Origin of the sequence: Actinomadura geliboluensis (assembly GCF_005889745.1) — a bacterium.
Classification (GTDB): domain Bacteria; phylum Actinomycetota; class Actinomycetes; order Streptosporangiales; family Streptosporangiaceae; genus Spirillospora; species Spirillospora geliboluensis.
Window position 1 is genome coordinate 1 of sequence record NZ_VCKZ01000393.1, and the last position, 8,245, is coordinate 8,245.

Annotated in this window: 9 protein-coding genes; 2 read left to right on the top strand and 7 right to left on the bottom strand. The window is 73.4% G+C overall.

What is annotated here, in order from left to right:
* From ETD96_RS46190 to ETD96_RS36055, 3 genes are all read right to left on the bottom strand, one after another.
* A partial coding sequence (locus ETD96_RS46190) for a DUF7701 domain-containing protein (protein ID WP_205719610.1) occupies positions 1-181 on the bottom strand: 181 nt, incomplete at its 3' end.
* A gap of 19 nt (positions 182-200) precedes the next feature.
* Positions 201-1,772, bottom strand: coding sequence for a phosphodiester glycosidase family protein (locus ETD96_RS36050; protein ID WP_138640951.1), 1,572 nt, complete (start codon positions 1,770-1,772; stop codon positions 201-203).
* A gap of 78 nt (positions 1,773-1,850) precedes the next feature.
* The gene (locus ETD96_RS36055; RefSeq protein ID WP_138640952.1) at positions 1,851-2,438 is read right to left on the bottom strand and encodes a TetR/AcrR family transcriptional regulator; all 588 of its coding nucleotides are present in this window, start codon (positions 2,436-2,438) and stop codon (positions 1,851-1,853) included.
* Positions 2,439-2,600: 162 nt separating this feature from the next.
* On the opposite strand from ETD96_RS36055, the gene ETD96_RS36060 reads away from it, so the two are divergent.
* Both ETD96_RS36060 and ETD96_RS36065 read left to right on the top strand, forming a co-directional pair.
* Positions 2,601-3,176 (top strand): DUF6230 family protein, encoded by a 576-nt coding sequence (locus ETD96_RS36060; RefSeq protein WP_138640953.1) that lies wholly within the window; start codon positions 2,601-2,603, stop codon positions 3,174-3,176.
* Positions 3,167-3,598 carry a DUF6114 domain-containing protein gene (locus ETD96_RS36065; RefSeq protein WP_274704673.1) on the top strand — a complete coding sequence of 144 codons (432 nt, stop codon included), beginning with the start codon at positions 3,167-3,169 and terminating at the stop codon, positions 3,596-3,598. Before ETD96_RS36060 ends, ETD96_RS36065 begins: the two co-directional genes overlap by 10 nt.
* Here the strand turns inward: ETD96_RS36065 and ETD96_RS36070 are convergent.
* The 4 genes from ETD96_RS36070 to ETD96_RS36085 are packed head-to-tail and all read right to left on the bottom strand — an operon-like array spanning position 3,585 to position 8,168.
* Entirely contained in the window at positions 3,585-4,499 is a 915-nt protein-coding gene (locus tag ETD96_RS36070) for an alpha/beta fold hydrolase (protein ID WP_205719611.1), read from the bottom strand. The two genes, ETD96_RS36065 and ETD96_RS36070, sit on opposite strands and share 14 nt — an antisense overlap.
* Positions 4,496-5,494 (bottom strand): NAD-dependent epimerase/dehydratase family protein, encoded by a 999-nt coding sequence (locus ETD96_RS36075; protein ID WP_138640955.1) that lies wholly within the window; start codon positions 5,492-5,494, stop codon positions 4,496-4,498. Before ETD96_RS36075 ends, ETD96_RS36070 begins: the two co-directional genes overlap by 4 nt.
* Positions 5,491-7,137 carry a fatty acid CoA ligase family protein gene (locus ETD96_RS36080; protein WP_240808482.1) on the bottom strand — a complete coding sequence of 549 codons (1,647 nt, stop codon included), beginning with the start codon at positions 7,135-7,137 and terminating at the stop codon, positions 5,491-5,493. Before ETD96_RS36080 ends, ETD96_RS36075 begins: the two co-directional genes overlap by 4 nt.
* Before the next feature lie 2 nt (positions 7,138-7,139).
* On the bottom strand, positions 7,140-8,168 hold the full coding sequence (locus ETD96_RS36085) for a 3-oxoacyl-ACP synthase III family protein (RefSeq protein WP_138640957.1): 1,029 nt from the start codon (positions 8,166-8,168) through the stop codon (positions 7,140-7,142).
* Between the last annotated feature and the right edge of the window lie 77 nt (positions 8,169-8,245).

The following is an 8,245-nucleotide window of genomic DNA, read 5'->3' on the forward strand; positions in this document are numbered from 1 at the left end:
GGTCTACCGTGAGCATCCAGGCTGACCAGGCGTCGTGGACGTCTTCGGCTGTTGTGGCTTTGCCCTTGGCTCGGGTCAGGAGCGCGTAGATGCGGAAGAGTGCTGCCGCGTCCTCGGGGGGACGGGCCTCTGGGGGGAGGCAGTCGCGTACTAGTGCGGCTACCTCGTCGATGTAGGTCACGGCAGCACTGTTCCACTTGTTACGGGCGGACCAGGAGTGCGTTGCCCAGGGAGCGTTGGCCCGTTGCGTCGGACGGGCGGTTCACTATGCCGTCGCGGGTCACCATGACGCTGGAGCCGCCGCCGTCCAGGTTGAGGGCCTCGCGTGCGCCCAGGAGCTTCATGAGCTCGGCTGTCTGGGCGATGCCCAGTCCTTCGCTGTAGCCGTCCTGGCGGCCGTCCACGACCACCAGCATGAGGCGGCCCTGGCGGTCCATGCCGATCATTGAGCGGGGGTTGCTCCGGACGGTCCAGTTGTAGGTGAAGGTCTGGTCGGTGCCCTCGCGGATCAGGCCGTCGGCGGCGGCGTTCACCGAGATCCTGCCGTCCCGGACGAGGGTTGGGCCGACCTGGAGGATCGTCGTGTCCGGGGTCAGCGGCACGCGGCGGCCCTTGCTGTCCTCGACGCGTTCGCTCAGGTGCAGGCGGTCGCCGGGCTTCACGTGGGTGCGCAGCCAGGCTGCGCTCTCGCCGGTGGCCTGGATGGTGGAGCCCCCGGTGGGGACGTGGGCGCCACGGGAAGTGTTCACTGCCGTCACCTTGTTGCGGGCGTCCAGGACTGCTTCTGCGCCTGTGCCGGTTGGCGGGGTGCCCCATTCGGGGGTGAACAGCACCAGTTCGCTGTCGTCGGTGCACTTCAGGTCGTGCTGCGGCTTCTCGGTCGGCTGGTCGCCGCCCACGCCGCCGCAGTTCCAGATCTCGCCCGGCAGGCGGTTCACGCCGTCGATCTCGGCGGTGGCCCGGCCGGTCCGGAGGGTCACGCGGGCCGTGTAGGCGTCCACGTCGACGCGGCGGCCGTCCTGGGTGATCTTGACGCCGCCCCTGCCCTGGGTTGCCGAGCCCAGGAGTTTTCCGTGCTTGACGTACATGCCGCCAGGGGCGCTGTTGTAGAACCACTGCCCGTTGATGCCGGCGATCGCGCCCGTGGCCAGGTCGGTCAGCTTCTCCGTGCCGTTCAGGGCCGGGCCGTGGTCGGGGCCGACCGTGCCTTTGAAGCTGCGGAAGTCGACGCGGAGTATGTGGACTTTCTGTGGGGCGCCTGGGTCGGTGCCGTCTTGGGCTGTGTAGCGGGTGCCGCCGGCGAAGCCGGTCTTCTTGATCGTGGAAAGCGCGCTGGACGCTTCGGCGGCGGTCTCGTAGCGGCCGACCCGGACGGTCCAGCCGAGGGGGCCTGCGGGGCGGTCCGCGTACGCGGGCGTGGAGATCTGCTCCAGGCGTGGCTCGAAGTTCTTTTCGCGGAGCGCGGCGGCGACTCGGTCGGCGATCGGTTTGGGGCCCAGGGCGGTGTTCGCCTTGTCGAGGGGCCCGTCGGTCGTGGGCGGTAGGTATACGTGGACCGTCCAGTAGTCGTCGGCGTCCTTGGCACCGAGGGAGAGGGAGGTCAGCGTCACTCCCGGCGCGATGGTGGTGTTCACCGGTGCCGCGGTGAGCGGCAGGCGTTCGCCGAAGAAGGAGTGGTGTGGGGGCGCTGTCGTTGTTGTTGTCGCTGCGGCGGGGGTGCTCAGGGTCAGGAGCGCGGCGGCGGTCGCTGTTAGGGCCGAGGGGGTCTTCACTGTTGTTCCTTCAATGATCGGTTTGGGTGCAAGATCATTGAAGGATGCGCAGGTTGCCGCCAGGTGTCCCCTGCGCGGCTACTGGGGCGCCAGCAGGCGGTCCATCAGGACGTGGAGGTGCTGGCGGAACGAGGCCACGGTCTCTGGGTCGTCGGATCGGCGCATGCCCACGGAGGGGCCCAGGACGCCCGAGCCCAGGAAGCCGTGGACGCACCAGATCATCGTGCCGAGCAGGTAGTAGGGGTTGACGTCCGGCGGTACCGCGTCGCGGATCTTACGGGCGGCCAGGTGCAGCAGCGGCCGGGCGTAGCGGTCCTCCAGTTCGGTGATGTCGGCGGCGTCGTCGACCCAGCGGTGCGCCCACAGGGACCGGTTCGGGTGCGCCACATGGAAGTCGAGGTAGGCGTCCACGATCTGGTGGACAGCGGCGCGGCCGGGTTCGGCCTGCGACACGACGGCTTCGAGCATGGCCCGTTCGGACTCGAACGCCTGGTCCATCACCTCCAGGTAGAGCGCGCGCTTGTCGCCGACGGCCTCGACGATCGCCCCGGGGTCGGTCCCCATGGCGTCCGCGATGAGCCGGACGGACGTGCCGTCGTAGCCGAGTTCGCTGAACAGGCGGGTCGCCACGTCGACGATCCGCTGCCGCTGGATGGCGTTCGCCATCCCGTCACCGTATGCAAGTTTAAGGGCACGTTCTGCAAAGGGCGCGACAAGTCCCGATAAAGCGCCCGCCTTTGGAGGAAGCACACCGATGATTACTGTTAGTTGTCGATTGATTGCTCAGTGTTGTAAGTTGCTACCCGGCGCGAGGAGGGCGGTGCCTCGATGGGAGATGTCAGGTGGCGCCGATTCGTCCTGATGCTGGTCCCCTCGCTGGGCGCGTTGGGCGTGCTCGGCGTGGGGATGGCGCAGGGGGCGGTGCCGGTGTCGTTCGCACTGTCGGGGCGGCGGATGCAGGTCTCCGCGGACCGGCTGTCCGGGCAGGGGTTCGGGCTGTATCCGGTCGTGGTGCGCTCGGCGGACGGCGAACGGCACCAGGTGCTGTCGCTGACGATGCGCTCGGCCGCCGTCTACGGGCTGTGCCAGTCCTCGGTCGTGGACACCCCGCTCGGGCGCTACGTCGTGCGGCTGAGCACGCGGGATCCCGCGCGGCCGTCGCAGGTGCGGGGGCTGACCATCTCGGCCCGGAGCATCGAGGCCGATGTCGACTTCGGCTCCCTGGTGCTCAACAAGGACGCGCGGACGCTGGGAGCCGACGGCCGTGCCGGTGACTACGGCGTCGGGGCCCTGGGGTTCACGGTGGAGCATGTGAAGGTCGACTCCTGGATGGTGGCCGGCGGGACGTTCCAGGTGACGGGGCTGAAGGTCGCCATCGGACGGGACGTGCCGACATGCTTCTGACACGGTGGCGGTGTCTGACACGGTGGCGGTGTCTGACACGGTGGCGGTGTCTGACACGGTGGCGGTGTCTGACGCGGTGGGGGCTTCTGACACGGTGGCGGCGGGCGCGGCCGTTCGGGGCGAGCTGCCTGGTGGCGGCGGCCGGTGTGGAGATCCTGCTGGTGCCGGTCGCGGGCGTGGGGCTGGTGGTGAACAGCGGTGTGGGCGGGTACGCGGGCTTCCTCGTGGGGGTGTTCCTGATCGCGATGGGCGCGGGGCTGTGCTGGGGCGGTCCGCGCGACGTCATCGCGGTGCTGGTGGTGATGGCCGCGCTGGTCGCGTTCGTGCTGTCGAACCTGGGCGGTCTGCTGCTCGGGTCGCTGATGGCGATCGTCGGCGCGGCCTGGGGCTTCGCCTGGACGCCGCCGGTCATTCGAGCATGAACCGGCGCAGCGCGATGAGCAGGTCGTCGCCGGCGTCCTCCACGACGAGATGGCCGGCGTGCGGGTAGAGGCGGACGCGGGCGCCGGGCAGGCGGACCCGCCATTCGCGCAGGAACGTCGGGTCGAAGACGGGGTCGTGGCGCCCCCAGGCGATCAGCGCGGGGAGGTCGGCGAACCGGCCCAGGGAGTCGCCGATCCCGCACAGCAGTGGCCAGGACGGGTCGCGGGGCCCCAGCGGGATGTCCTGGACGAAGCGCTGGATCGCCAGGCGTCCGCCCGGCTGGTCGGAGGGCGCCAGGTAGGCGGCCCGGACGGCGCGCGGGAGCGGCCTGCGCACGCCGCAGGGCGGGAGGGTCGCCAGCCGGACGAACGCGTTGTGCCGCTGGAAGATGCGCGTGCCGAGGCGGTCACCGCGCAGCATCCGGAAGGGGACCCGGAGTGAGGGGCGCACCCGGGCGCCGTGCGGGTTGGGGAAGGCGGCCGTGTTGAGGACGACCAGCCGGGACACGCGTCCGGGGTGCCGTCCGGCCCAGCCCATGCCGATCGGGCCGCCCCAGTCGTGCATCACCAGCGTCCAGCCGGTGGTGGGGGCGCCGCGGGCGGTGATGAGGTGGGTGGTGAGGGCGTCGAGGTCGTCGATACGGGCCGCGAGAGTGTGTGCGTAGCGGTCGCCGGCGGGCTTGTCGGACAGGCCCATGCCGATGTGGTCGGGCGCGATGCACCGGAACCGGTCGCGCAGCGCCAGCACGGGGCGGCGCCACATGTAGCTCCAGGTGGGGTTCCCGTGGACGAACAGCACCGGCGGGCCGTCGCCCTCGTCCACGTAGTGCTGGTCGAGGCCGTTCGCGCCGGGATGGGTGAACCAGTGCGAGTCGAACCGGTAGCCGGGGAAGAAGCTCACCTGACTGCTCCCAGGGGATGCTCGGCCAGGTGATCGGCGAGGCGGGCCAATCCCTGCGCGGTGCTGACGGAAGGGGTGTAGCCGAGGTCGCGGCGGGCCGCGGAGATGTCGAACCAGTGCGCCGTGGACGCCTGGTCGACCAGGAACCGGGTCAGCGGCGGTGCGGCGCGCACTCCGGGCAGGGCGAAGAGCAGTTCCAGCGCGGCGGCCGCCAGCATCGCCGGTGCGACCGGCACGCGGCGGGTGACCGGCGGGAGCCCTGCGGCCGCCAGGAGCCCGTTGATCCATTGCCCGAAGGGTGCGGGTTCGTCCTGGGTGATGAAGTAGGCGCGGCCGTTGACCGGCGACTCGGGGGCGAGCGTGTCCAGGGCGAGGAGGTGGGCGTCGGCGGCGTTGTCGATGTAGACGGTGTCGACGGTCTTGTCTCCCGCTCCGATCAGGCGCAAGCGGGAGCCCGCCGCGGCCAGGCCCGGGAGGAAGTGCGGGTCGCCCGGCCCCCAGATGAGGTGCGGGCGCAGCGCGGCGGCGGGGATCCCCCGGCCGGCGGCGCCCAGGACGAGCCCCTCGGCGGCGGCCTTGGTGCGCGGGTAGTGCGCCAGGAAGTGGCGGGCGTAGGGCAGCGACTCGTCCGCGCCCTCCAGGTCGTGTCCGTCGTGCACCACGCTGGGCGAGGACGTGTAGACGAGGCGGGCGCCCACGCGCGCGCACGCGGCCAGGACGTGCCGGGTCCCGTCCACGTTGATCTGCTCGTACTCGCGGCGGCGCCCGCCCACCCCGGCCTTGGCGGCGCAGTGCACGACCGCGTCGCACCAGTCGGCGGCGGCCAGGACCGCGTCCCGGTCGCGGATGTCGGCCAGGTGCTGGACGACGCCGAGGTCGTCCAGCTCGCGCGAACGGCGGCGCTGCAGGGCGTGGACGGTGTCGCCGCGCACCGCGAGCCGCCGGCAGACCGCCGCGCCCAGGAACCCGCCGCCCCCGGTGACCAGGACCTTCATCGGCCGCGCCCGTCCAGCTTGCGGGCGGCCCAGCGGGCCAGCTCATGGCGGCGGATCTTGCTCTGGTGGCGGGCGTCCACGGGCAGGTCGCGGCGCACCAGGACGTCGTGGATCCCGGCGGCCGGTGCCCGCTCCTCCGCAGCGTCCAGCACCGCGGCGATGAGGCCGGGGCGCTCCCGGCGGCCGAGTTCGGGCACCGGTTCGACGACCAGCACCGGCCGCTGCGCCCCCTCGGGGCCGACGCCGACCAGCGCGGCCCGCCGCAGGCCGGGGACGTCGGCGAAGAGCGGTTCGACCTGCTCGGTGCACAGGTCCCCGCGGCCGGTCCGGACCCGTTCGGACTTGCGGCCCGCGAACCACAGCCGGCCCTCGGCGTCGATCCGGCCGAGGTCGCCCGTGCGGTGCCAGTCGCCGCCGCCGTCGGGGATGCGGGCCAGGGCGGTCGCGGCCGGGTCGTCCAGGTAGGGGTCGGCGACCATGGGGGCCGACACGGCGATCTCTCCGAGGGCGCCGGCCGGCACGGGCAGGTTCTCGCTCCAGCGGCGGATCGGGCCGTCGGTGACGGGGATGACGCGGACCCGGACGCCGGGCAGCGGCTCGCCGAGGCAGGTCCCCTTCCCGGCGGCGGTGGCCGCGTCGGTGCCGGCGTGCTCGCGGCTCTCGATCGCCGCGACCGGCAGGCACTCGGTGGCCCCGTACACCGACAGCAGCCGCGCCCGGTCGCGGATCACCGCGCGCATCCGCTCGCGGGTTCCGGCGGGCAGCGGCGCGCCGGCGGCCAGCACGTGCCGCAGCGGCTCCAAGATGATGCCGCGGTCGAGGCAGTGGCGGGCCAGCCGGTCCAGCAGCGCGGGCGGCGCGAACATCGCGGTCACCCCGTGGCGCAGGACGGCGGTGCTCAGGGCGGCCGGGTCGGCCCGGCCCGGATGCCGCGGGTCGGTGTCCGGGACGAGCGCGGCGGCGCCGAACGCCGTCGCGGCCAGGGCGAACGGCGCGAACGCCGACAGCATCACCGAGCCGGGCGACACGACGTCCAGCGCCGCGAGCGCGTCCAGCTGCGCGGCCAGCTGCCGGTGCCGCAGCGGCACCCCCTTGGGCGGCCCGGTCGAGCCGGAGGTGTAGCCGATCAGCGCGACGTCGTCCACCCTCGGCTCCGGCCACTGCCGCGGGTCGCCGGACGCGGCGTCGCGCAGGGCGTCCATGCGGGCTCCCCAGGAAAGCCACCTGGGGCCGACGGTCACCACGACGCGCGCGCTTCTGGCCCAGCCCAGCAGCAGGCGGGCGGCCTGCGCGCGCGGTATCGCGATGTACGCCTCCGGCCGGGCCCGCCGAAGGCACCGGCGGATCTCACCGAACGGCAGGCCCGGGTCCACCAGGACCGGGACGGCTCGCAGGCGGGCCAGCGCCAGGACGGCCGCCCACAACTGCGGCCCCGGCGGCACCATCACGGCCGTGCGCGTGCCCTCGCGCACCCCGGCGCGGGCCAGCGCCGCCGCGGTCTCGGCGACCAGTTCCGACAGCTGCGCGAACGTCGTCGCCTCGCCGTCGGGGCAGCGGCAGGCGACCGCGTCCGGCCGCCGGTGGCGCCACCATCCGGCGCGCAGGTACAGGGGGCTGACGGCCGGGGACCGCTCCTGGATCATGATCACCACCGGGCCAGGACGATTCCGGCGCTGACCCCGCTGGCCAGGCCGACGAGGGCGACGAGGTCACCGCGCCGCACGCGGCCGGTCTCCACCGCGATGGCCAGCTGCACGGGCAGGGTGGCGGCGACCATGTTGCCGTGCTGGACGATCGTGACGACGACCTTGCCCGGCGGGATCCCGGCGTGGTCGCAGAACTTCCACAGCATGGGCAGCGACGCCTGGTGGACGCAGACGGCCGCGCAGTCGTCCCAGGTCAGGCCGAGGTCGGTGAGCGGCTTGCGGAAGAGGGCGGGGTCGATGCTCTCGAAGCCCCGCAGCAGGGCGCGGGCGTCGACCAGGAGCGGGCCGTAGTGCGGCGCCGGGGTCGCCGGATCGCTGGAGGCGTCCAGCACGCGGACGACCGCGCCCTCCCACGCGGCGGAGTGGGCGGCGGAGCGGTGCGCCAGCACGCCGGGGGCGGACCCCGCCTCCAGCAGCAGGGCGGCGCCGACGTCGCTGACGGTGTAGCCGGCCGCGACGGCGTAGAACTCCTCGACGCCGCCGACGCGCCACGGGGTGATGGCGCTGGGCAGCTCGCCGCAGCAGACGAGCACGCGCCGGTACCGGCCGCCGGTGATCAGCGCGTCGGCCAGCTCGATGGCCGTCAGCACGCCGTTGCAGGCGTTGCGCACGTCGAAGACGGGGCACTGGGCGCCGAGCCGTGCCGCGACGAGGTGCGCGGTCGCGGGCTCCACGACGTCGGCCGACACTCCCGCGTAGATCAGCAGGTCGACGTCGTCGGCGGCGACGCCGGCGCCGTCCAGGAGTTTGCGGCAGGCCGCGGCGGCCAGGTCGGACGGCCCGTCCTCCGGCGCGGCGACGTGCCTGCGCCGCACCCCGCTGGCCTTGAGGATCAGGCCGCGCGGGACGTCCAGGCCCGGGTTGCGCTCGGCGAGCCGGTCCTCCAGCTCCGCGGTGGTCAGCGTGGTCTCCGGCAGGTGCGCGGCCACCGCCGCCAGCCGGGTGAACGGCGCGCCCTCGACGGTCATTCCGTCCCGCCCGTCTGCGCCGCCGCCAGCGTCTCCGGGGCCTTGTCTGGGGCCGGGTCCGGCTCCGGTGGTCGGGG

Coding starts and splice junctions, on each gene's coding strand:
- ETD96_RS36055 (WP_138640952.1), bottom strand. CDS start 2,438: ATGGCGAACGCCATCCAGCGGCAGCGGATCGTCGACGTGGCGACCCGC.
- ETD96_RS36060 (WP_138640953.1), top strand. CDS start 2,601: ATGGGAGATGTCAGGTGGCGCCGATTCGTCCTGATGCTGGTCCCCTCG.
- ETD96_RS36065 (WP_274704673.1), top strand. CDS start 3,167: ATGCTTCTGACACGGTGGCGGTGTCTGACACGGTGGCGGTGTCTGACA.
- ETD96_RS36075 (WP_138640955.1), bottom strand. CDS start 5,494: ATGAAGGTCCTGGTCACCGGGGGCGGCGGGTTCCTGGGCGCGGCGGTC.
- ETD96_RS36080 (WP_240808482.1), bottom strand. CDS start 7,137: ATGATCCAGGAGCGGTCCCCGGCCGTCAGCCCCCTGTACCTGCGCGCC.
- ETD96_RS36085 (WP_138640957.1), bottom strand. CDS start 8,168: ATGACCGTCGAGGGCGCGCCGTTCACCCGGCTGGCGGCGGTGGCCGCG.